This window comes from Pseudomonas sp. GM80 (assembly GCF_000282515.1).
Classification (GTDB): Bacteria; Pseudomonadota; Gammaproteobacteria; order Pseudomonadales; family Pseudomonadaceae; genus Aquipseudomonas.
Map to the genome: position 1 here is coordinate 1 of NZ_AKJD01000063.1, position 21,100 is coordinate 21,100.

21 protein-coding genes are annotated in these 21,100 nt (G+C 58.3%); 8 read left to right on the forward strand and 13 right to left on the reverse strand.

Translation table 11 applies throughout. From position 1 onward, the window contains the following. A partial coding sequence (locus PMI37_RS32220) for a hypothetical protein (RefSeq protein ID WP_238552699.1) occupies positions 1–187 on the forward strand: 187 nt, incomplete at its 5' end. Here the strand turns inward: PMI37_RS32220 and gshA are convergent. The 3 genes from gshA to PMI37_RS10130 all read right to left on the reverse strand — a co-directional run bounded on the left by gshA (position 157) and on the right by PMI37_RS10130 (position 4,695). Continuing rightward, positions 157–1,740 carry a glutamate--cysteine ligase gene (gshA, locus tag PMI37_RS10120; RefSeq protein ID WP_008080476.1) on the reverse strand — a complete coding sequence of 528 codons (1,584 nt, stop codon included), beginning with the start codon at positions 1,738–1,740 and terminating at the stop codon, positions 157–159. The genes PMI37_RS32220 and gshA overlap by 31 nt on opposite strands. Positions 1,741–1,987: 247 nt before the next feature. Beyond that, positions 1,988–2,371 carry a PaaI family thioesterase gene (locus PMI37_RS10125; protein WP_008080477.1) on the reverse strand — a complete coding sequence of 128 codons (384 nt, stop codon included), beginning with the start codon at positions 2,369–2,371 and terminating at the stop codon, positions 1,988–1,990. After that, positions 2,371–4,695 (reverse strand): Tex family protein, encoded by a 2,325-nt coding sequence (locus PMI37_RS10130; protein WP_008080478.1) that lies wholly within the window; start codon positions 4,693–4,695, stop codon positions 2,371–2,373. Before PMI37_RS10130 ends, PMI37_RS10125 begins: the two co-directional genes overlap by 1 nt. Before the next feature lie 360 nt (positions 4,696–5,055). Between PMI37_RS10130 and ompR the strand changes: the two genes are divergently transcribed. Together ompR and PMI37_RS10140 are read left to right on the forward strand one after the other, a co-directional pair. Continuing rightward, positions 5,056–5,796, forward strand: a complete 741-nt coding sequence (ompR, locus tag PMI37_RS10135) for an osmolarity response regulator transcription factor OmpR (RefSeq protein ID WP_008080479.1) — start codon at positions 5,056–5,058, stop codon at positions 5,794–5,796. A gap of 112 nt (positions 5,797–5,908) precedes the next feature. Then, positions 5,909–7,222: an ATP-binding protein gene (locus PMI37_RS10140; RefSeq protein WP_008080480.1), complete on the forward strand. Its 1,314-nt coding sequence runs from the start codon at positions 5,909–5,911 to the stop codon at positions 7,220–7,222. 88 nt (positions 7,223–7,310) lie between these two features. On the opposite strand, the gene rimK is transcribed toward PMI37_RS10140, so the two are convergent. From rimK to rimA, 3 genes are read right to left on the reverse strand one after another with little or no spacing between them, the layout of a single operon-like run. After that, complete coding sequence (rimK, locus tag PMI37_RS10145) at positions 7,311–8,216, reverse strand: 30S ribosomal protein S6--L-glutamate ligase (protein ID WP_007952690.1); 906 nt, start codon at positions 8,214–8,216, stop codon at positions 7,311–7,313. Continuing rightward, positions 8,213–8,692: a retropepsin-like aspartic endopeptidase RimB gene (rimB, locus tag PMI37_RS10150; RefSeq protein ID WP_045123093.1), complete on the reverse strand. Its 480-nt coding sequence runs from the start codon at positions 8,690–8,692 to the stop codon at positions 8,213–8,215. The genes rimK and rimB overlap by 4 nt, the downstream gene beginning before the upstream one ends. Positions 8,693–8,708: 16 nt before the next feature. After that, a complete protein-coding gene (rimA, locus tag PMI37_RS10155; RefSeq protein ID WP_008080482.1) occupies positions 8,709–9,488 on the reverse strand; it encodes a S6 modification regulatory phosphodiesterase RimA in 780 nt (259 codons plus the stop codon). A 116-nt stretch (positions 9,489–9,604) separates the two neighbouring features. Here rimA and PMI37_RS10160 point away from each other — a divergent pair, with 116 nt between their 5' ends. Further along, a complete protein-coding gene (locus tag PMI37_RS10160; protein WP_008080483.1) occupies positions 9,605–10,012 on the forward strand; it encodes an RNA-binding S4 domain-containing protein in 408 nt (135 codons plus the stop codon). Positions 10,013–10,171: 159 nt separating this feature from the next. Here PMI37_RS10160 and PMI37_RS10165 read toward each other — a convergent pair whose 3' ends face one another. Then, positions 10,172–10,972 carry a phosphatase PAP2 family protein gene (locus PMI37_RS10165; protein ID WP_008080484.1) on the reverse strand — a complete coding sequence of 267 codons (801 nt, stop codon included), beginning with the start codon at positions 10,970–10,972 and terminating at the stop codon, positions 10,172–10,174. Between the two features lie 104 nt (positions 10,973–11,076). On the opposite strand from PMI37_RS10165, the gene hslO reads away from it, so the two are divergent. Continuing rightward, entirely contained in the window at positions 11,077–11,979 is a 903-nt protein-coding gene (gene hslO, locus PMI37_RS10170; protein WP_008080485.1) for an Hsp33 family molecular chaperone HslO, read from the forward strand. Between the two features lie 182 nt (positions 11,980–12,161). Continuing rightward, complete coding sequence (locus tag PMI37_RS10175) at positions 12,162–13,703, forward strand: phosphoenolpyruvate carboxykinase (protein ID WP_008080486.1); 1,542 nt, start codon at positions 12,162–12,164, stop codon at positions 13,701–13,703. Positions 13,704–13,759: 56 nt separating this feature from the next. Here the strand turns inward: PMI37_RS10175 and PMI37_RS10180 are convergent, their stop codons facing one another. From PMI37_RS10180 to PMI37_RS10200, 6 genes are all read right to left on the reverse strand, one after another. Continuing rightward, a complete protein-coding gene (locus tag PMI37_RS10180) occupies positions 13,760–15,025 on the reverse strand; it encodes a type II toxin-antitoxin system HipA family toxin (RefSeq protein ID WP_008080487.1) in 1,266 nt (421 codons plus the stop codon). Continuing rightward, positions 15,022–15,516 carry a helix-turn-helix domain-containing protein gene (locus tag PMI37_RS10185; protein ID WP_008080488.1) on the reverse strand — a complete coding sequence of 165 codons (495 nt, stop codon included), beginning with the start codon at positions 15,514–15,516 and terminating at the stop codon, positions 15,022–15,024. The genes PMI37_RS10180 and PMI37_RS10185 overlap by 4 nt, the downstream gene beginning before the upstream one ends. Positions 15,517–15,687: 171 nt before the next feature. Further along, positions 15,688–15,852: a hypothetical protein gene (locus PMI37_RS32225; protein ID WP_008080489.1), complete on the reverse strand. Its 165-nt coding sequence runs from the start codon at positions 15,850–15,852 to the stop codon at positions 15,688–15,690. A 66-nt stretch (positions 15,853–15,918) separates the two neighbouring features. After that, on the reverse strand, positions 15,919–16,224 hold the full coding sequence (locus PMI37_RS10190) for a hypothetical protein (protein ID WP_008080490.1): 306 nt from the start codon (positions 16,222–16,224) through the stop codon (positions 15,919–15,921). A gap of 340 nt (positions 16,225–16,564) precedes the next feature. Continuing rightward, complete coding sequence (locus PMI37_RS10195; RefSeq protein WP_008080491.1) at positions 16,565–17,707, reverse strand: hypothetical protein; 1,143 nt, start codon at positions 17,705–17,707, stop codon at positions 16,565–16,567. A gap of 106 nt (positions 17,708–17,813) precedes the next feature. Then, entirely contained in the window at positions 17,814–18,074 is a 261-nt protein-coding gene (locus tag PMI37_RS10200; protein ID WP_008080492.1) for a hypothetical protein, read from the reverse strand. Positions 18,075–18,377: 303 nt separating this feature from the next. Between PMI37_RS10200 and PMI37_RS10205 the strand changes: the two genes are divergently transcribed. Together PMI37_RS10205 and PMI37_RS10210 are read left to right on the forward strand one after the other, a co-directional pair. Beyond that, complete coding sequence (locus PMI37_RS10205) at positions 18,378–18,881, forward strand: hypothetical protein (RefSeq protein WP_008080493.1); 504 nt, start codon at positions 18,378–18,380, stop codon at positions 18,879–18,881. Between the two features lie 156 nt (positions 18,882–19,037). Continuing rightward, the gene (locus PMI37_RS10210) at positions 19,038–20,966 is read left to right on the forward strand and encodes a RecQ family ATP-dependent DNA helicase (protein ID WP_008080494.1); all 1,929 of its coding nucleotides are present in this window, start codon (positions 19,038–19,040) and stop codon (positions 20,964–20,966) included. Positions 20,967–21,100 lie beyond the last annotated feature (134 nt).

Here is a 21,100-nt window from a genome sequence, read left to right on the forward strand (position 1 = left end):
ATTTATCCCCGTTCGGCTGCGCAGCAGCCGTAAGACCTTCCTGTGCGGTGTATCGGATAAATCGCGTATCTGGCTTTTGGGGCTGCTGCGCAGCCCAACGGGGATAAATCCCCTCGCCACAGGAACCTGTCAGCACACAATTTGTGTTCTGACAGATCAGTTACTGATCGCCAGAATGCTCGCCTGATACGACCCGACAAACACATCAAAATCCCCCACCTCGTTCTGCTCCAGCTCAGCCTGCGCGGCCAGCGAAGTACGCGCCAGCTCCTCAAACTTCGCCTGCTCATCCGCCGCCAAAGGCTCGCTACGGAAAAACTCCGCATGCGCCTGACTCTGACGCAACGAGAACTGCGCAAAGCTTTCCTTATGCTCAGCCATCGCCGCCAAAACCTGCGCGGACGGCGTCAGGGACGGATCGCTGACTTTGGCCAGTTGCGCATCCAGTGCCTTGCTGTGCGCATCGCCGCCATGGCTCTGATCCAGCAACGCCGCCAGCGGGGCGATTTGTTCGAGCAATTCTGCCGCCCAAGTCTTCATCTCGACCGGCTGACCGTCACGCTGCAATTGCAGGCCCGGGCGGCGACCTTCCTTGACCACGCTGAGGAGGTTCGACGTGGCGTTGCCGCACGAAGTGTTGGTCAGCAGCGGGCTATCGTTCAGCGCGCAGAACAGCAGGAACGCGTCGAGGAAGCGCGACTCGGTGAGGTCGATGCCCATCGGCAGGAACGGGTTGATGTCCAGACAACGCACTTCGACGTACTGAATGCCACGGGCCACCAGCGCCTGAATCGGCCGCTCGCCGGTGTAGGTCACGCGTTTCGGGCGGATGTTGGAGTAGTACTCGTTTTCGATCTGCAGGATGTTGGTGTTGAGTTGCACCCACTCGCCATCCTTGTGCGTGCCGACTTCAACGTACGGCGCGTACGGCGTGGCGACGGCTTTGCGCAGGCTGTCGGTGTAACTCGCCAGATCGTTGTAGCACGGCGTCAGACCGGCCTGGGCGTTGCTCTGATAACCGAGGTCGCTCATGCGCAGGCTGGTCGCGTACGGCAGATACAGGGTGTCCGGATCGAGCTGTTCCAGCTGATGCGAACGACCACGCAGGAAACCGGCGTCCAGCGCTGGCGAGGCACCGAACAGGTACATCAGCAGCCAGCTGTAGCGACGGAAATTGCGGATCAGCGCGATGTAGGAAACCGACTGGAAATCGCGATCCGTGCCGACAAACCCTTCGGTTTCACGCAGCAGCGGCCAGAGCTTTTCCGGCAGGGAAAAGTTGTAGTGAATCCCGGCAATGCACTGCATGGTCTTGCCGTAGCGCAGGGCCAGGCCCTTGCGGTAAACGTACTTGAGCTGACCGATGTTGGAGGTGCCGTAATAGGCGATCGGGATGTCTTCCTCAGCCGGCAACGGGCACGGCATCGATGGACTCCACAGGTACTCGTTGCCGAGTTTGCTGTAGGCAAAACGGTGAATCTTGTCCAGGCTCGCCAACGTATCAGCCGGGTCGGGCAGGGCGGGCGTGATGAATTCCAGCAGCGACTCGGAGTAGTCGGTGGTGATCTGTTCGTTGGTCAGCGCGGAACCCAAGGCTTCGGGGTGCGGCGTTTGCGCCAGGCGACCTTCGCTGGTCACGCGCAGGCATTCACGTTCGATACCGTGCAGGCACTGCTCGAGCAGAGAGAGGTTAGCGCGCTCGCCGAGCAGAGCCAGGCGGCGGTTGAGAAGTTCGCTCAATTTGGATTCCTTCACGCGTCAGTCGCCCCAATATGGGGGTGGGCAGGACGGTCTACAAGGGTGAAGTTAAAACTGGCGTTTTCGCCTGGTTTTTCTAACCGGTCAGCCGCACACATACCCTGTAGGAGCTGCCGAAGGCTGCGATCTTTTGATCTTGCTCTTGAAAAACAAAATCAAAAGATCGCAGCCTGCGGCAGCTCCTACAGGATTCGTTGCGCCGAAATTAACTCAAAATGATGACCGGTAGCTACAGGACAGCGAACGTGCCTTGTGCTTTTGCGACCAGTTTGTCGCCCTGCATCACGTCGGCTTCGACCACCAACGTGCGGCGGCCCGGGTGGATGACCCGCGCCGTGCACATGACCTCGCCGTCGGAAACGGCGCGGATGTAGTTGATCTTGCACTCGATGGTCGCGCTCTGCTGATCGAAGCCGTGAGTGCTGGAACAGGCCAGCCCCATGGCGATGTCGACCAGACTGAACAGCGCGCCACCGTGCAATTTGCCGCCGCGATTGCGCAGTTGCGGTTCCAGCACCAGGGCGACTTGCGCCACCCCGGTTTCCAGGCTGTGCAGGCGGCAGCCCAACAGCTTGAAAAACGCGCTCTCGACGAGCCCGGCCGGAATTTCCATCAGCGTTTCTTCAACTGCTTGGCGTTGGCGAACAGCGAGGCCATCGCATTGTTCACTGGCGCGGCGGTGGCGGTTTCCTTGCGTGGTGCATTGTTCGAAGGCTGGCGCTGCGCCGAGCCCGGACGCGAGCCACGGGCACCGTCGATTTTCTCGCCCGGGGTGTCGCCCATGCGCATCGACAGGCCGACGCGTTTGCGTGGGATGTCGACTTCCATGACCTTCACTTTCACCACGTCACCGGCCTTCACCGCTTCGCGTGGATCCTTGATGAATTTCTCCGAGAGCGCCGAGATGTGCACCAGACCGTCCTGATGCACACCGATGTCGACGAAGGCACCGAACGCGGTCACGTTGGTGACCACGCCTTCGAGGATCATCCCCAGTTGCAGGTCTTTCAGATCTTCAACGCCTTCCTGGAACTCCGCTGTCTTGAACTCCGGACGCGGGTCGCGGCCCGGTTTTTCCAGCTCTTGCAGAATGTCGGTGACGGTTGGCAGACCAAAGGTCTCGTCGGTGAATTTCTTCGGATCCAGACGCTTGAGGAACCCGGCGTCGCCGATCAGCGAGCGGATGTCGCGATCGGTTTCAGCGGCAATGCGCTGCACCAGCGGATAGGCTTCCGGGTGAACCGCCGACGAATCCAGCGGGTTGTCGCCGTTCATCACGCGCAAGAAACCGGCCGCCTGTTCGAAGGTTTTTTCGCCCAGACGCGCGACTTTCTTCAGGGCTGCACGGGTTTTGAACGCGCCGTGCTCATCGCGGTGAGTCACGATGTTCTGCGCCAGCGTCGAGTTGAGGCCGGAGATACGCGCCAGCAGCGCCACCGAAGCGGTGTTTACATCAACGCCGACGGCGTTTACGCAGTCTTCAACTACTGCATCCAGACCGCGCGCCAGTTTCAGTTGCGAAACGTCGTGCTGGTACTGGCCGACACCGATGGATTTCGGATCGATTTTCACCAGCTCGGCCAATGGATCCTGCAGACGACGGGCGATGGACACGGCGCCACGGATCGATACGTCGAGATCCGGGAATTCCTTGGCCGCCAGTTCCGATGCCGAGTACACCGACGCGCCGGCCTCGGAAACCATGACCTTGGTCATCTTCATCGCCGGGTATTTTTTGATCAGTTCGATCGCCAGTTTGTCGGTCTCGCGGCTGGCGGTGCCGTTGCCGATGGCGATCAGGTCAACCGAGTGCTTGGCGCACAGGGCGGCCAGGATGGCGATGGTCTGATCCCACTTGTTGTGCGGCACGTGCGGGTAAACCGTGGCGTGATCAAGCAGCTTGCCGGTGGAGTCGACCACGGCCACCTTGCAACCGGTACGCAGGCCCGGGTCGAGGCCCAGAGTAGCGCGCGGGCCGGCCGGAGCGGCCAGTAGCAAGTCGTGCAGGTTGTGGGCGAACACGTTGATCGCCTCGGTTTCGGCGCCGTCACGCAGTTCGCCGAGCAGGTCGGTTTCCAGGTGCGTGTAGAGCTTGACCTTCCACGTCCAGCGCACCACTTCGCCGAGCCATTTGTCGGCCGGACGGTTCTGGTTCTGGATATTGAATTGCTGGCCGATCATGCCTTCGCACGGGTGCATGGTGCCCGGCAGCTCGTCGCCGACTTTCAGCGCGGAGCTGAGGATACCTTCGTTGCGGCCACGGAAAATCGCCAGCGCGCGGTGCGACGGCATGCTTTTCAGTGGTTCGTCGTGTTCGAAGTAGTCGCGGAACTTGGCGCCTTCCTCTTCTTTGCCGGCGATAACGCGGGCACTGAGGGTGGCTTCCTGTTTCAGGTAGTTACGCAGTTTTTCCAGCAGGCTGGCGTCTTCGGCGAAACGTTCCATGAGGATGTATTTGGCGCCTTCGAGGGCAGCCTTGACATCGGCCACGCCTTTTTCGGCATCGACGAAGCGTGCGGCTTCGGTTTCCGGGGCCAGGTTCGGGTCGTTGAACAGACCGTCCGCGAGGTCGCCGAGGCCGGCTTCCAGGGCGATCTGGCCCTTGGTGCGGCGCTTCTGCTTGTACGGCAGGTACAAGTCTTCGAGGCGGGTTTTGGTGTCGGCAAGCTTGATGTCGCGCTCAAGCTGCGGGGTGAGTTTGCCTTGCTCTTCGATGCTGGCGAGGATGCTGATGCGCCGTTCGTCGAGTTCTCGCAGGTAGCGCAGGCGCTCTTCCAGATGACGCAACTGGGTGTCATCGAGGCTGCCGGTGACTTCTTTCCGGTAACGGGCGATGAAGGGAACGGTTGAGCCTTCATCGAGTAGCGCGACGGCCGCTTCGACCTGTTGTGGGCGTACGCCGAGTTCCTCGGCGATGCGGCTGTTGATGCTGTCCATAAAACCACCTGACATATTGTGAAAGCAGGCTCGCAGGCACGGAAATAAAGGCCCGGAGTCTGGTTGAGCGGCATGAAGATGGCCGCTGCCTGGGTCAAAAGGCACCCCATTGACCCGTGAAATCGAACAATTACTGCGGTTGCCATGAAAAAAACCGGCTGCCACCTGCGGTAACGATTCAGACGTTGCCTGGCACAAAACGCCGCGCATTATAACCAGCGTTCTGTCATTCGGGGGCGTTGCAGTCTGTAGGCATAAACCCCGGTTTTCTGGCAGTGAAGGAAAAATCTGCTAACAATGCACACGGTGCGTATAACGGCAGCTACGCCATAATGCGCGCCGAGCTAAAAGGAGCATCCAATGAGCAGCACTGCACAAACTGCTGAAGGCGAAAAAATTCTTATCGTTGATGACGATCCGGGGCTGAGCAGCCTGCTGGAACGTTTCTTCGTCAGCAAGGGCTACCGCGCCCGTACCGTTCCGAACACCGAGCAGATGGATCGTCTGTTGTCGCGTGAGGTGTTCAATCTGGTCGTACTCGACCTGATGCTGCCGGGCGAAGACGGCCTGACCGCTTGCCGCCGTCTGCGCGCCGCGAACAATCAGATCCCGATCATCATGCTCACCGCCAAGGGCGATGAGATCAGCCGCATCAAGGGCCTGGAACTGGGCGCCGATGACTATCTGGCCAAGCCGTTCAACCCGGACGAGCTGATGGCCCGGGTCAAAGCCGTTCTGCGCCGTCAGGCCGCACCGGTGCCGGGCGCGCCGGGGAGCGAAGACGAAAACGTCACCTTCGGTGATTACGTGTTGTCGCTGGCCACCCGCGAACTGAAGCGCGGCGACGAAGTGCACATGCTCACCACTGGTGAGTTTGCGGTACTCAAGGCCCTGGTGATGAACGCGCGTCAGCCGCTGACCCGCGACAAGCTGATGAACCTGGCCCGTGGCCGCGAATGGGATGCCCTCGAGCGTTCCATCGACGTGCAGATCTCGCGTCTGCGCCGGATGATCGAACCCGATCCATCCAAGCCGCGCTACATCCAGACTGTCTGGGGCGTGGGCTACGTGTTCGTACCGGATGGCGCCGCCACCAAGTGATCGGCGATTTGTAGGAGCGGGTCTGTGGGCCGGGTTGAATGACCTGCCCCGCAGACTCGCAATCCGCAATATGCGAGCATTGCTCGCTCCTGCAAGTGTGTAGCGGTTATTCATGAAAACCCCCGTCTGGTTCCCCCAAAGCTTTTTCTCCCGCACCCTCTGGCTGGTGCTCATCGTCGTGCTGTTTTCCAAGGCGCTGACCCTGGTTTATCTGTTGATGAACGAAGACGTGCTGGTGGATCGCCAATACAGCCACGGCGTCGCCCTGACGCTGCGCGCCTATTGGGCCGCTGACGAAGAAAACCGCGCGAAGATTGCCGATGCCGCGACCCTGATCCGCGTGGTCGGTGCCGGTGTGCCGGAAGGCGAACAGCACTGGCCGTATAGCGAAATCTATCAGCGGCAGATGCAGGCGGAGCTGGGTGCCGACACCGAAGTGCGTTTGCGCATGCATTCGCCGCCAGCGCTGTGGGTCCGCGCGCCGAGCCTCGGTGATGGCTGGCTGAAAGTGCCGTTGTATCCGCATCCATTGCGCGGCCAGAAAATCTGGAACGTGCTCGGCTGGTTCCTCGCCATCGGCTTGCTGTCGACGGCGTCGGCATGGATTTTCGTCAGCCAGCTCAACCAGCCGTTGAAGCGTCTGGTGTTTGCCGCCCGGCAACTCGGTCAGGGCCGCAGTGTGCGTCTGCCGATCAGCGATACGCCGAGCGAAATGACCGAGGTGTATCGCGCGTTCAACCAGATGGCCGAAGACGTCGAGCAGGCCGGCCGCGAGCGCGAGTTGATGCTGGCGGGGGTTTCCCACGACTTGCGCACGCCGTTGACCCGCTTGCGGCTGTCGCTGGAACTGATGGGCGATCGCAACGACCTGACTGACGACATGGTGCGTGACATCGAGGACATGGACGCAATTCTCGACCAGTTCCTCGCATTTATTCGCGATGGTCGTGACGAGTCGGTGGAAGAGGTCGATCTTACGGATCTGGTGCGCGAAGTGGCTGCGCCGTACAACCAGAATGAAGAGAAGGTGCATTTACGTCTGGAGCCGATCCAGCCGTTTCCGTTGCGTCGCGTATCGATGAAACGCTTGCTGAACAATCTGATCGGCAACGCCTTGAACCATGCGGGCGGTAGCGTTGAAGTTGCGGCGTATGTGTCCGGCGACGTCAGCGCGCCGTACGTGGTGTTGAGCGTGATGGACCGGGGGGCGGGGATTGATCCTTCGGAGCTTGAGGCGATCTTCAACCCGTTTACTCGTGGTGATCGTGCGCGAGGCGGGAAGGGCACAGGGTTGGGCTTGGCGATCGTGAAGCGGATTGCTTCGATGCACGGCGGCAATGTTGAGCTGCGTAATCGTTCCGGCGGTGGGCTGGAGGCGCGGGTAAGGTTGCCGTTGGGGTTGATGCTGCCTCGGGATGCCGTTTAACGGCTGAAAAAAAGATCGCAGCCTGCGGCAGCTCCTACAGGAAACATATTCCCATGTAGGAGCTGCCGCAGGCTGCGATCTTTTGCTTTTAGCCTTTGCCTTTGGTGCGCGTCATATTCGGCCCGCCATTCTTTTCCAGATGCTCAATGATGATCCCCGCCACATTCTTCCCTGTGGTGGTTTCGATCCCTTCCAGCCCCGGCGAGGAGTTCACTTCCATCACCAGCGGCCCGTGATTGGAACGCAGGATATCCACGCCCGCCACCGACAACCCCATGACCTTCGCTGCACGCAACGCCGTCATGCGTTCCTCCGGCGTAATCTTGATCAGGCTGGCGCTGCCGCCACGGTGCAGGTTGGAGCGGAACTCCCCCGGTTTCGCCTGCCGCTTCATCGCCGCGATGACTTTGTCACCCACCACAAAGCAACGAATATCCGCGCCGCCGGCTTCCTTGATGTATTCCTGAACCATGATGTTCTGCTTTAGGCCCATGAATGCCTCGATCACCGATTCGGCCGCGGTCGCGGTTTCGCACAACACCACACCGATGCCCTGGGTGCCTTCCAGCACCTTGATCACCAGCGGCGCGCCGTTGACCATGTCGATCAGGTCGGGAATGTCATCCGGCGAGTGCGCAAACCCGGTGACCGGCAAACCGATGCCGCGACGCGAAAGCAATTGCAGCGAACGCAATTTGTCCCGCGAACGGGCAATCGCCACCGATTCGTTGAGCGGGAACACCCCCATCATTTCAAACTGACGCAACACAGCGCAGCCATAGAACGTCACCGACGCGCCGATGCGCGGGATCACCGCGTCGAAGCCTTCCAGCGGTTTGCCGCGATAGTGGATCTGCGGCTTGTGGCTGGCGATGTTCATGTAGGCGCGCAAGGTGTCGATCACTACCATTTCATGCCCGCGCTCGGTTCCGGCTTCGACCAGACGGCGGGTGGAATACAGACGCGGGTTCCGCGACAGCACAGCGATCTTCATGCAACACCTGTGGAGGAGGTAGATACCGGGAACACCGGCTTGTCTTGTACATATTTGATGCCCGGATTGACCACCAACTGGCCATCGATCAGGGCTTTGGAACCGAGCAGCAGGCGATAACGCATGGACTTGCGGCAGGCGAGGGTGAACTCGACCGGCCAGACCCGATCACCGAGGGCCAGGGTGGTGCTGATCACATAACGCACCTGCGCATGGCCGTTGGAGCTTTTAATGGTTTTGCGCGTGACCAGCGGTGCTTCACAACGCCGATGACGCAACTGCACCACCGTGCCCAGGTGGGCGGTAAAGCGCACCCACTTCTCGCCGTTGCGTTCGAACGGCTCGATGTCGGTGGCGTGCAGGCTGGAGGTGCTGGCACCGGTGTCGATTTTCGCCCGCAGGCCCGCGACTCCCAAATCCGGGAGCGCCACCCACTCGCGCAGACCGACAACGGTCAAATGGTCAAATGTCTTCAATAGGAGCAACCAACGATTAACGCTTCCAGGCCTCAGGTGTGACCTGGGCCAACGCTTTGAATGCAGGTCTGGCGAACCAGTAGCCCTGCATCAGAAATATTCCACAGTCCGCCAGGAAGTCCCGTTCACCGGCGCTCTCAATGCCTTCGGCAATGACTGTAACGTCCAACTCCGCACAGATTGTGACAATCCCCCGAACGATCGCCTGACGAACACGGTCTTGATCGACATCGCGGATCAGCGCCATGTCGAGTTTGATCAGGTCCGGTTGGAAATCAGCCAGCAGATTGAGCCCCGAATAACCGGCACCGAAATCATCGATGGCGGTCTTGAAGCCGAATTCGCGGTATTCACGCAGAATATTGGTCAAATGGCGATAGTTATCTACGTGCTCGCTTTCCAGGGTTTCGAAAATCAATCGGTTGATCGGGAAATGGTGTTTTTTTGCCGCTTCGAGCGTACTGCGAATGCATAACTCTGGACGATAGACGGCGTTGGGCATGAAGTTGATCGACAAGTGTGTCTGCATATTTAGATTGGCCGCGCCTTCGATGGCACGGGTGCGGCAGAGCTGGTCGAAGCGGTAGCGGTTTTCTTCTGTTACTTGATCCAACACCGTCAATGCGCCTTCTCCGGCAGCGCCACGGACCAGCGCTTCATGGGCGAAAATCGACTGATCGCGCAGATCCACGATCGGTTGATAAGCGAAGGAAAAATCGAAGCCCAAGGGTTCGCTTTGCTGACACCCTTGGCAACCGGCCTTGGGTGAGGTTAATGAAGACGGAAATTTAGTCACTCGATCACTCCATGCCGATGAACCGGCCCAGATCACAGTTTATCTGGAGGGCGGAGTTGTTGCGCCCGACAGAAACGGTAGTAGAGTTCCGACTACTGGCTGAACGAGGAATTCATATGGCTCAAAAAAGCGAAGAGGACGACAAGGTCCGTCTCGACAAATGGCTGTGGGCCGCGCGCTTTTACAAAACCCGCGCCTTGGCCAAAACGGCGATCGAGAGTGGCAAGGTGCATTGTCGAGGTGATCGCTGCAAGCCTGGCAAAGAGCCACGCATTGGCGATGAGTTCGAGATTCGTACCGGCTTTGAGGTGCGCACGGTGAGGGTTGAGGCGCTGTCGATCGTGCGACGTGGCGCACCCGAAGCGCAGACGTTGTACGTGGAGACTGACGAGAGTGTCACCAAACGTGAAGCGGCGGCGGCAATGCGCAAGGCCGGGGCGTTGGGGGTGAGTACCGACGGCAAGCCGAGCAAGAAACAGCGGCGGGATTTGTTCAAGTTTCGCGGCAGCAGCAACGACGAGTAAAGACGGTATTTTTGTGTTGCTGGTGCTGATGCCATCGCGGGCAAGCCCGCTCCCACAGGTTTCTCAGGTGTTCACATGATTTGTGTTCGCTGAAAATCATTGTGGGAGCGTGGCTTGCCCGCGATCGAGTGCGCAGCACTCGCCATGGACGACGCGGTATCAGGCGCTACGTACCACACTCATGCGCGAAACCACCGGCAATTTGCCCAGCAACGCGAAAACCGGCGCCGTCACCTTCAGCCAGATATTCGCCGCGTGATAGGCAAACGGCGTGTAATAACCCCAGCCCAGCGCCCACACCGCCAGCAAAACCCCACCGATGTAATCGTCCTGGCCCCAATGCGCACCGGCCACCAGACGCGGCAACATGAACAACACCGCCAAACCCCACACCGTCAAAAACTGCCCGACCGTGCGGCTGAACACGCCCATGAACAGCGCCCAGATCAACAACACCGAAGCATGATCACCGGGAAAGCTCTGGCTGGAGCGATCTTTCAGCTCCCAGGTCTTTTCCAGATCCGGGAAGTAGTCACTGATATGCACAGCGCCTTCCAGCACCATCGACGGACTGCTGTGCTGCCAATCCATGTAGTCGGCGAACTTGGAAAACAGTGCGCGAATCACCACCATCAACAACAGGATCGACAGAAAACCGAAAAAAGCCCGACGTACGTCAATCGCCCTGAACACCCAGTCGCCCTTGATCAGCAGTGTCAGCAGAATCAGCCCGACGACGATGTCGAACGGCCGCATACTTGCAATTGCCCATATGTGGAGCCATATCGGGTTGCTGGCCAGTGGAGCATTGAGCGAGCGGAACAGCCACTCGTCGAAAATCACACACAGCGCGTTGCCCGTAGGCCATAACCAGAAAGCCAGTAGCGCTAATGGCACTACGTTGCACAGAACCAGCCGGCCGAGGTTCCACCTTGATTGGAACAAACCCGGATTGTTCATAAAATGCCTCCCATGGCAGAGCAGTCGGCACCAAAAAGGGTGCCAGAAACGCAAATTTTCACGTCTTGTAACCATTTTGTCACCACATTCAGATACCCAGACCTATGACCGACCTACCGGATACCGATTTCACCCAACGCTTCATCTTCGATGACAGCGACACCCGCGGCGAACTGGTCGCGCTTGAGCGCAGCTACGCCGAAGTCCTTGCCAAGCACCCGTACCCGGAGCCGGTCGCGCAATTGCTGGGCGAACTGATGGCGGCCGCCTCGTTGCTGGTGGGCACCCTCAAGTTCGACGGTTTGCTGATTCTGCAGGCGCGTTCCGAAGGACCGATCCCGATGCTGATGATCGAGTGCTCCAGCGACCGTGACATCCGTGGTCTGGCGCGTTATCACGCCGATCAGATCGCGCCGGATGCGACCCTCGCCGACCTGATGCCGAACGGTGTTCTGGCCCTGACCGTCGACCCGACTGTCGGCCAGCGCTACCAGGGCATCGTCGACCTCGACGGCGAAACCCTGTCCGATTGCTTCACCAACTACTTCGTCATGTCGCAACAGGTTGGCACCCGCTTCAAGCTGTTTGCCGACGGTCGTCGTGCCCGTGGTTTGCTGCTGCAACAACTGCCGGCTGACCGTCTGAAAGACGAAGAAGATCGCGCCGCCAGCTGGCAGCACATCACCGCGTTGGCCACTACCCTGACCGCCGATGAACTGCTCAGCCTGGACAACGAAACCGTGCTGCATCGCCTCTACCACGAAGAGCAGGTGCGTCTGTTCGATGTGCAGAATCTGCGCTTCCGTTGCAGCTGCTCGCGGGATCGTTCCGGCAATGCGCTGGTCAGTCTGGGTCTGGAAGACGCGCAAGCATTGGTCGCCGAACAGGGTGGCACCGTCGAGATCGATTGCCAGTTTTGCAACGAGCGTTATCTGTTCGACGCAGCCGATATTGCTCAATTGTTCGCTGGCGCAGGTGTCGACACGCCGTCAGATACCCGGCACTAAAACGGTTCAGCGCAGGTAAATTCACTGCGTAACGACGGAATATCGCCGTTACGACGGGAGGACCCTACTCTTTTTGGGCGTTTCTGGCATAATCCGGCCCACTTTTTGTCGCGGTAGTAGTGCACGACTTTCTACTACAAAACGTTTGGAGCACACTCGGCCACTGGCCGACGGGGAATCTCATGACGCAAGCCAATAACGCCGTGTACACCGATCTGAGTGTTGATGATCTGGTAAAAGAAGCCTTGAATCGCGGTGAGGGCGAGCTTGCCGATACCGGCGCTCTGGTTGTTCGCACTGGTCACCGCACCGGTCGTTCGCCTGTTGACCGTTTCATCGTTGAAGAGCCTTCCACCCAGGCTGCTATCGCCTGGGGCCCGATCAACCGCAAGTTCCCGGCCGACAAGTTCGACGCGCTGTGGGCTCGTGTCGAGGCGTTCAACAACGCGCAAGAGCACTTTGTTTCCCACGTGCATGTAGGCGCGGCTGAAGATCACTACCTGGCCGTGAAGATGACCACCCAGACTGCCTGGCAGAACCTGTTCGGTCGTTGCCTGTTCATCAACCCGGCCCAGTACAACCCGGCTGGCCGTGAAGAATGGCAAGTGCTCAACGTCGCCAACTTCGAGTGCGTGCCTGAGCGTGACGGCACCAACTCCGACGGTTGCGTGATCCTCAACTTCGCCCAGAAGAAAGTGCTGATCGCCGGCATGCGTTACGCCGGTGAGATGAAGAAAGCCATGTTCTCCGTGCAGAACTTCCTGCTGCCGGCCGCTGACGTGCTGCCAATGCACTGCGCTGCCAACATCGGCGAAGAAGGCGACGTGACCCTGTTCTTCGGTCTGTCGGGCACCGGTAAAACCACCCTGTCGGCTGACGAAAGCCGTTACCTGATCGGTGACGACGAACACGGCTGGGGCGAAGGCGTGGTGTTCAACATCGAAGGCGGTTGCTATGCCAAGTGCATCGACCTCTCCGAGAAGAACGAGCCGGTTATCTGGAAAGCCATCAAGCACGGCGCTGTGCTGGAAAACGTTGTCATCGACGACGCCAAGCACGCCGACTACGCCGATGTCAGCCTGACCCAGAACAGCCGCGCGGCTTACCCGCTGGAGCACGTAGCCAAGCGTTCCGAGCAGAACCTCGGTGGCGAGCCAAACGCGGTGATCTTCCTGACCTGCGACCTGACCGGCGTCCTGCCGCCAGTGTCGATCCTCAACGAAGAACAAGCGGCCTACCACTTCCTGTCCGGCTACACCGCGCTGGTGGGCTCGACTGAAATGGGTTCCGGCAGCGGCATCAAGTCGACCTTCTCCACCTGCTTCGGCGCACCGTTCTTCCCGCGCCCGGCTGGCGAATACGCAGAGCTGCTGATCAAGCGCATCCGCGGTTTCGGTTCGAAGGTTTACCTGGTCAACACCGGCTGGACCGGCGGCGGCTACGGCGTCGGCAAACGCTTCAACATCCCGACCACCCGCGCGGTGATCGCAGCGATCCAGAGCGGCGCGCTGATCGGTGCTGCCACTGAGCACCTCGACACCATCAACCTCGACGTGCCACTGGCCGTACCGGGCGTTGAAACCAACCTGCTCAACCCACGCAACACCTGGGCTGACAAGGCTGCGTACGACGAGGCTGCGAAAGCACTGGCCGGTCTGTTCATCGAGAACTTCAAGAAGTTCGAAGTGAGCGACGCGATCAAGGCTGCTGGGCCGAAGTTGTAAGATTGGTTTGTTGTGAATGAAAAAGCCGCCCTTCGGGGCGGCTTTTTTTTGGGTGATCAGAAGGTACGAAAAGCAGGTGCCATCCTTTCCTGCTCGCTTCTGGACATCCCAAGCGTATTAGCGATCTCCGGCCAAAGACGGATCACGTCTTGAATGCGCTCAATGATGTCTGCGGAATCCTCACGGCTAACTCGAAAATAACCAGCGACTTCCCTCGCCAGCTCTAAGTCCAAGGCGTTATCGGAGTCCGTGATGTTCAGCTTTAACCCATCCGCATGCGCCACCGGATTCATGTCGTAGGCTGCCGACAATCGCCATCCCCGCCCAGGATCGAAAATAAACCCATGATTCCGTAGGTGGTCATCGGTATTGGATACGAGGATGTTGAAGACGATTCGTGACCAGAGTTCACGGAGGTCGGTGTTGGGTTCCGAGCCGTGCTCCATGATTACTTCCGCCAATTCTAGATAGCTGGCGCCGGTTGAGGCGTCGTCACCGTCGACGCGGTTGGTCATGGTCATGGCTGATGCGAAGTGATGTCGGCCGCCGCGTTCGGTTCGGTCGAAACGCTTCACCAGGAAGCAGTGGTGATCGCTTGCGTAGCGTCGGGCCATGCCGGTGGCAACACGTAGGCCACAATTGAGCGCCAAAGCGTTTACTACAAATTCCCAACCACCTACATCGTAGTCATCTCTCGTACTTGGGAATTTGGCGATCCACAGTCGGCCGAACTCGTCGACGACGCTGGCTTTCGGCCTGGCGCCGCCCAGCGAGCCGCCCGGTGCGATGAGCATTCTTAGCCATTCGCGGCCATCGAGGGCTGTGTTGTCCCTATCATTTTCCAAAGCGAGACTTGCCTGCTCTAAGGCGCGTAGTTCGACAAAGGGTGGTGCGGCAACGCCGTCGCGGTCGTCGAGAAAGTTGCCTGCGTCATTGAGTTTGTAGCGAAGGGCACCGACACGGAACAGGTCGTGCACGCCAAGCAGGTAATCGGATTCAAACAATTTACTGTTGCTGGGAAGCAAGCCGTCGCGAACGTCCCTCTCCAGACGGCGCTTCATAAGCATTTGGCCCCAACGATCAGGGCTCGAGTCTGCAAAGGCGCCAAAGCGGCTCTGATGTTCGCCGGGGAATTGGCGGCCTTCGAAGGGGCCGATGCGCGGGTCTAGAGTTATGAAACTCAACTCGGGATCGGCCAGCGCCTTAGGATCGTATTCAAATTCGAACACGTTGGTGTTGCGTGTTTTCCTGGCATGCAGAAATCCGAGGCGCCTGGCGCCTTTCAAGGATTCCCAGTCTGCATAAACAGCAATCAGCGTCATTCTTCACCTGTTGGGGGGCCGGCCTTTTTCTTCTTGTTCAAAAGGCTGGAGAGTGAGTGTGTGTTGAGTGGGAAGTCAGCCGGAATTTTCGTGGTAGTGGCGGCATCGATAACGTTCGAAGTCCCGGCGTGTTCGGGTGCGCCCTTTTTTACCGCACTGGCTGCTCGTACTCGCTGGGGCTTTTTGGCGGGGGATCGTGTTGCAGGGATTAACTGCGCATCCTGCAACCGGCGTCCCATCTCATCGGTTGCAGCGAGTTTGTTCAGATCCTTTTCCAACCCCAACACTTGCATGACCGAAAGGTAGGCGCCGATGGTCACTCCTGATCGTCCCGTCTCCACATTGCGCAAGGTTGTCAGCGACATGCCGGAGCGTTCAGCGACTTGCTTGGCCGTCAATTTGCGGCGCAGGCGAGCCAGTTTCAGGCGTTCGCCTAAGTCGACCAGAAGTCGAGCAGTAGAGGGCAAAAGCGGCGCTGTTTTCTTGGCCATGTGGCAGTATTCCTTCATTTTTTAACTATAACTGCCAGAATAATAGCACTTAAGTTGAAAAATGCAGGGCTGGGCGGATCTGCAGTGTTTAAGGTTTTAAATGGCATTATTCCAACTGTTTTTACAATATATAGCCAGAATACTGCCACTTATGGAGGTAGTGATTGCCAGTCAGTTTTTGTTCTTGTCGTAGTAGGCTTGCTTTTGCTCAAACGACAAAGCGGTCTTGTCGTCTGTTTCCGGTGTAGAGGTCGGACTGGAAGCGTGACGCTCCCTGCGTAAGATCTCGTCCATTTCCTGGACGCTTGCCATCAACTCGTCAAAAAACTTGCTCATGGTTATTCCGATGGTTAATGGCCTTATTTACCACTCCCGACGAATAGGTGAGAGCGGTGTGATCACTCAAGCACCGGTCGGGGCTTTCCAGTTGAGCATTTGCTGCTGCGCAACTTGCAGCAGGTCACAGCCATCCTGCGTCAGCAGATAAAGGGCGTGGGTGATGTGGGGGATGTCTTCGACGTCGGCTTGTTTGAAGCTGAGGCAGTAGAGGGTGCGTAGCAGGTCACTTGATGCGCGTAAGCGTTGGACGGCGCATTCGAGGATGTCTTGCGGGTTGGCTTTTGTGTCGATGATCAGTGGGTTGGTGTCAGTGAGACTGGATTCGAGTGAGCGGTAGCGATCGGTGGTGAGTTGATTCCATGTTTTCATTTTGGATATCTCTGAGGGCATCAAAACCGCTGCTACCGTGACCAAGCGGTGGAGGCGGACTGTGTTCAAGTTGGTCAAACCGGCAGAGATAACCCGGTACGCCGAAGCGTCCCAAACACAGCCGCCATAAAGCATGCCGACAAAAAAGTGTCAGCAGCATACAAGCGCATGCATCAGTTATCTCTGTATTTCAGGTGACCAAACCTGAATCGCTACGTGGTTGGCGACAGGCACGACTATAGATTCGCCCCCTCAAATCCCGATAGTCGACAAAGCGTCTGTCGCTGTAGGAACGGGACGAAGATTTCATCGGACGTTCCTACCGAACCTTCAACACTTTTCAACGCAAATGCGCATACGCCGAAATATCCAGCAAGCTCGTCGCCAACCCTGTCGCCGGTTTGTAGATCGGGCCTTTTACCGTCGAGAACGCCACACCTTTGCTGCCCAGCGAAACATAGCGTTCGCCTTTGTCCAGCTCGGTGAAGTAGGTGTAGGAAAGGTTGTGCATGAGCTTGTATTTCGCCTCGTCGCGGGCGATGGCATTGGTGAAATTTTGCAGGTCGGCCTGGGTCAGGTTCAGGGTTTTGTTCAGTTGCACGCCCCAGCGCTTGAGGCAGACCTCGGCGAGGTGGCGGACGATGCGGCCGGGCTCGATCAGCGCTTTGCGGTCGTTGACGCTGGTCGGAACGCCGCCGCTGGCGGTGGCGTTACCGGCCATGGTGGCGTGGCGGCCGGCCATCGGGTAAATGTAGGTTTTGGTGCCCGTAGCGGTTTGTGGAATGACGCAGCTGAAGCCTTTGGAGCGCTCGTCGCGAGCGTAGAACCCGACATACTCTTTGACGTTGGCCGCGAGTTTGACGCGTTCATCCTGAAAGTTGCCAATGCCCGGTACGGGATCAAGGGCGAAAATATTAACCGGAATGTTTTTCAATGCACTGTCCTTGAACATCGCATTGGCCAGCATATGGCAACTAATGCCGCCGCGGCTCCAGCCGACCAGGTTAACTTGAGTGGGGATGACTGCGTCTTTGCGGAACGTCTTGATAATCTGTTCCTGCAACTTCTGTTGAGTGACACTTCGGTCGCCGTAGTTATATTTGCGCCAAAACCAGGAACCCTCTGTCTTTACATCTTCGATGGGAATGCCGGCGGCTTTCAGACGGTTGTATTCGGCCTCGGTCAATTGTTGGCGCTGCCAGTCGCATTGGCCTTTGAGGATGTTCATGGCGTGTTGTACGTTTTCTTCCCAGCCCTTGCCGAACAACGTGCCGCTGAGGCCGTAATCCTTGGTCTGGGTGAAGAGGTCGTCAGCCTGCAGGTTGCCGCTGCCTGGTCCGTCGACCACAATCCATTCGGCGAATTCGCGTCCGGCGTGGTGCGAGGCCAGCGTCGATACAAGTTCGCCATCCCAGAAGTTTTCGTGGGTGATGTCGAACTTGTTGGAGCCGGTGCCGCAGAAAAAGATAGTGACTGTTGTCATGGTCTTGCTCTTGTTGAATATAAGAGCAAACAACTTAGTGTTGAATGAGTTGATAAAGAAAGTACTGGGTTGTTTCGAGGTTTGTGAGTTTTCTGCAATCTTTGCATTACGGAGCTTGTAACTTTGCAACTTCAAGCAAGTCGCAGCCATCTTGAACCAATAGATAAAGCGCATTGACGATGTTGGGAATGTCTTTGGCGTCGGCTTGTTTGAAACACACACAGTAAAGTGTTTCCAACAGATCACTGGCGGCGCGCAAGCGCTGGTCGGCGGCGTCGAGCAAATCGCGGTGGCTGGCGTCGGTGTCGATCAGCATGACGGGATTTTCGCTGTAGCAGGTCTTGAGTGGGTGATAGCGGTTGATCATGGTGAGGCTTGTCCTGTTCGAAGACGCTCGGGCCGGCCGACAGAGTGTTTTCAGCCGCGCCGGCCACTATAGAAGGGCGTTGCGCGGTGGGACAAGACAGCTGCAATGGACAGCATTCGTAGGGGTTTTTCCCGGGTTTACGGATATTCCCTACGGCATTTCATGGCTTATTCAAGGCAAAACCCTTAGGCGTAAAAAATCCCACAGGTTTGTCAGGCTATTCGCGGTAAACCTCTGTATGGTGCGCGCCAGAATCTGTAGGACGTTTCTAAACGTCTGACACGCGCTTAAAGGGAATTAGGTATGCAATGGCTACGAATGGCCTCGATTTTATTGCTGTGGGCCAGCGGTTGCCGTCTGACAATGGCGTCTGACGCAAACAACGCACCGATGTTCAACAATCTGCACCGCACTGGCTGGCCGGATGCGCTGACCAGCCAGGCCGACATGGACACCGCTTCGCGTGGTGAGGTCCTGACGTTCGCCAAAGCCCTTTTGGCCAGCGAAGCACTGGATGAGAAAGGGCTGGAGCAGCGACTCGGCGTGCCGCACGTGCATCTCAAGTCGATCCGACAAGTGCGTGACGGTCTGTGGGAGCGTTTGCTGAGCACCTACCGCAACGCCAGTCAGAACTGTGACGAGCAGCCTTTCTGCCCGCGCGTGCGCAGCGTCGCGGATCTGCGCCAGTTGGCGGCGGCGTTCACCGGTGATATCAGCCCGGCCCATGCGTTGTGGGCGAGCAAGAGCCAGGGCGTGCATGAGCAGGTGTTGAATGAACAACTGCGGGTGGCGGTGCTGCGCCCTTGAGTTTCTGGTTTGACCCCTTCGCGAGCTAGCTCGCTCCCACAGGGTCTGCGTGATCCGCTGTATCATTCCGAATCGATTTGGCCCCGACCTTTTCTCGACTCGCTGCGATCGCCCGCTAGGCTGTTGGCATGGCAGCGGTCAAAGGAGTGACAGCGAATGCACAACACCCTGGAACAGGTTTTTGGTTATCCACAGTTCAGGCCCGGGCAAGAGGCCACGATCAGCGCGGTGCTGGCCGGGCGCTCGGCGGCGGCGATTTTCCCCACCGGTTCCGGCAAGTCCCTTTGCTACCAGATTTCGGCATTGCTGCTTCCGCATCTGACGCTGGTGGTCTCGCCGTTGCTGGCGCTGATGCAGGATCAATTGGCGTTCCTGCAACGCCATGGCATCTCGGCGGGCAGCATCGATTCGGCACAGAGTCGCGAGGACGCCAATGACGTAATGGAGCGTGCCCGATCGGGTGAGCTGAAGATCTTGATGATCTCGGTAGAGCGCCTGAAAAACGAGCGCTTCCGTAACTTTTTGCAGCAGGTGCCGATCTCGTTGCTGGTGGTGGACGAGGCGCATTGCATCTCGGAATGGGGCCACAACTTCCGCCCCGACTACCTCAAACTGCCGGACTATCAGCGCCAGTTCAACATCCCGCAGACCCTGCTGCTGACGGCCACGGCGACCCCCAAAGTCATCGCCGACATGCAGGCCAAATTCGCCATTGCCCCTGACGATGTGGTCACCACCGGTTTCTACCGGCCCAATCTCAATCTGCTGGTGGAGCCGGTGCGCGGTCAGGACAAGCGTCGGCGTCTGGTGGAGTGGATGAGCGAGCGCCCCGGCCAGCCCAGCATCGTTTACGTGACCTTGCAGAAAACCGCTGAGCACATCGCTGAACATCTGGAACGCAACGGCATTCAGGCCGAGGCCTATCACGCGGGTTTGCCCCACGATAAACGTGAAGCGATCCAGAAACGTTTCATGGCCGGACAGTCCAATTGCATCGTCGCCACCATCGCCTTCGGCATGGGCATCGACAAGAGTGACATCCGTAATGTGGTGCACTTCGACCTGCCCAAATCCATCGAAAACTACAGCCAGGAAATCGGCCGCGCCGGGCGTGACGGGCAGCCATCGGACTGTCTGGTGCTGGCCAACCGTGACAGCCTCAATGTGCTGGAAAACTTCGTCTACGGCGACACGCCGGAGCGCGAAGGCATTCGTTATGTGCTCGACGAATTGAAGGCTTCGGTGCCGGACGGGCAGTGGGAGTTTTTGCTCGGGCCGCTGGCGGATCAAAGCAACATCCGCTCGTTGCCGCTGAAGACCTTGCTGGTGCAGCTTGAGCTGCGCGGGCTGATCGCGCCGCGCTACGCCTATTACGCCGAGTACCGCTTCAAATACCTGCTGGAACCTGAAGCATTGCTTGAGCGTTTCGAAGGTGAGCGCAGGGATTTTGTCGCGGCGATTATTCAGACTTCAAGCCGCGCGCGTACTTGGGCAACGGTGAGTTTCGAGTCGATGTACGAACAGTATTCGGCAGAGCGCAATCGGGTGGTCATGGCGCTGGATTATTTCCAGGAGAAGGGCTGGGTCGAGCTTGAGAGCAAGCAGATGACCGAGGTCTACAGCGTGCTGCGCAGTGACTTCGACAGTGATGTTCTGGGTGGCGAACTGCACGATTATTTCACCCGCCATGAACAGACCGAGGTCGCACGAATTCACGCGATGCTTGAGGTGTTCGCGACCGAACGTTGCCTGGGTTATCGACTGGCGGAGTATTTTGGCGATCACGATGCGCCTGAGCATTGCGGGCATTGTTCGGTATGCCACGGACAAGTCGCGCGGTTGCCGGCGCCGCCGGAATTGCCAGCGCTTGTGGATAAAAACTTCGCGGCACTGTGTGGAGATTTTATCCACAGGCATGAGCAACTCACCGCGGTAGCACCGACGGCGGAACGGTTGACACGGTTTTTGTGCGGGATCAGCGTGCCGTTGTTTACCAAGCTCAAGGCGCGGACGATTGCCGGCTATGCAGCCCTCGAAGAATACCCCTACGCCGAAGTCCGCCACTGGACCCAAACACACCTCTAAGCCCTATGTAGGAGCTGCCGAAGGCTGCGATCCTTTGATCTTCAATGTTCAGATCAAAAAACAAGATCAAAAGATCGCAGCCTGCGGCAGCTCCTACTTTGAGTGGTTTATCCATTCGCTGAATGTCGATCATC

Coding starts and splice junctions, on each gene's coding strand:
- PMI37_RS10125 (WP_008080477.1), bottom strand. CDS start 2,371: ATGGAAATTCCGGCCGGGCTCGTCGAGAGCGCGTTTTTCAAGCTGTTG.
- PMI37_RS10130 (WP_008080478.1), bottom strand. CDS start 4,695: ATGGACAGCATCAACAGCCGCATCGCCGAGGAACTCGGCGTACGCCCA.
- ompR (WP_008080479.1), top strand. CDS start 5,056: ATGAGCAGCACTGCACAAACTGCTGAAGGCGAAAAAATTCTTATCGTT.
- PMI37_RS10140 (WP_008080480.1), top strand. CDS start 5,909: ATGAAAACCCCCGTCTGGTTCCCCCAAAGCTTTTTCTCCCGCACCCTC.
- rimK (WP_007952690.1), bottom strand. CDS start 8,216: ATGAAGATCGCTGTGCTGTCGCGGAACCCGCGTCTGTATTCCACCCGC.
- PMI37_RS10160 (WP_008080483.1), top strand. CDS start 9,605: ATGGCTCAAAAAAGCGAAGAGGACGACAAGGTCCGTCTCGACAAATGG.
- PMI37_RS10165 (WP_008080484.1), bottom strand. CDS start 10,972: ATGAACAATCCGGGTTTGTTCCAATCAAGGTGGAACCTCGGCCGGCTG.
- hslO (WP_008080485.1), top strand. CDS start 11,077: ATGACCGACCTACCGGATACCGATTTCACCCAACGCTTCATCTTCGAT.
- PMI37_RS10175 (WP_008080486.1), top strand. CDS start 12,162: ATGACGCAAGCCAATAACGCCGTGTACACCGATCTGAGTGTTGATGAT.
- PMI37_RS10180 (WP_008080487.1), bottom strand. CDS start 15,025: ATGACGCTGATTGCTGTTTATGCAGACTGGGAATCCTTGAAAGGCGCC.
- PMI37_RS10185 (WP_008080488.1), bottom strand. CDS start 15,516: ATGGCCAAGAAAACAGCGCCGCTTTTGCCCTCTACTGCTCGACTTCTG.
- PMI37_RS32225 (WP_008080489.1), bottom strand. CDS start 15,852: ATGAGCAAGTTTTTTGACGAGTTGATGGCAAGCGTCCAGGAAATGGAC.
- PMI37_RS10190 (WP_008080490.1), bottom strand. CDS start 16,224: ATGAAAACATGGAATCAACTCACCACCGATCGCTACCGCTCACTCGAA.
- PMI37_RS10195 (WP_008080491.1), bottom strand. CDS start 17,707: ATGACAACAGTCACTATCTTTTTCTGCGGCACCGGCTCCAACAAGTTC.
- PMI37_RS10200 (WP_008080492.1), bottom strand. CDS start 18,074: ATGATCAACCGCTATCACCCACTCAAGACCTGCTACAGCGAAAATCCC.
- PMI37_RS10205 (WP_008080493.1), top strand. CDS start 18,378: ATGCAATGGCTACGAATGGCCTCGATTTTATTGCTGTGGGCCAGCGGT.
- PMI37_RS10210 (WP_008080494.1), top strand. CDS start 19,038: ATGCACAACACCCTGGAACAGGTTTTTGGTTATCCACAGTTCAGGCCC.